The following is a 636-nucleotide window of genomic DNA, read 5'->3' as shown; positions in this document are numbered from 1 at the left end:
GTGACCTTTAAGCAGGCCAACATCTACAGAATACTCCATCAATTAGGCTTTTCATGGATAACAACTCGCTCTCGTCACCCAAAACAGTCTCAAGATGTTCAGGACGCTTTTAAAAAACTTCCAGCTGTCAACGATCCTTAACACCCCTGGTCATGTAACGTTAGATCGCATTGATGTGTGGTTTCAAGATGAAGCCAGATTCGGCCAGCAAAATACCACAACCCATATTTGGGCATTGAAAGGAAGCCGGCCACGATCAGTAAGGCAACAACAGTTTGAATCCGCCTATTTATATGGTGCGGTGTGTCCTGCTACAGGCGCGACAGAGGCAATTATTGCCCCATATGCCAGTAGTGAATATATGTTAGAACATTTGAAATTAATTTCAGAAGCGACTGAATTTGGACGCTATGCACTGATCATTATGGACGGCGCAGGTTGGCATCAACAAAAACTGACGGAGGGCTTTGATAACTTAAGTATCCTTAAACTTCCCCCTTATTCTCCAGAACTCAATCCTGTAGAACAAGTGTGGCAATGGCTTCGTCAAAATGAACTTGCCAATCGTTGTTTTAGTGGATATGACGATATTGTTGAACAGTGCTCAATTGCATGGAATCACTTTATTGCAGAGCC

Annotated in this window: 1 pseudogene; it reads left to right on the top strand. The window is 43.2% G+C overall.

What is annotated here, in order from left to right:
• A pseudogene (locus GQA99_RS20185) lies at window positions 1–636 on the top strand (IS630 family transposase); the annotation flags it as partial.

The sequence above is a fragment of the Shewanella litoralis genome, assembly GCF_009828585.1.
Classification (GTDB): Bacteria; Pseudomonadota; Gammaproteobacteria; order Enterobacterales; family Shewanellaceae; genus Shewanella; species Shewanella litoralis.
The sequence above is the reverse complement of the archived record's forward strand: the minus strand, read 5'-3'. Positions and strand labels throughout refer to the sequence as shown.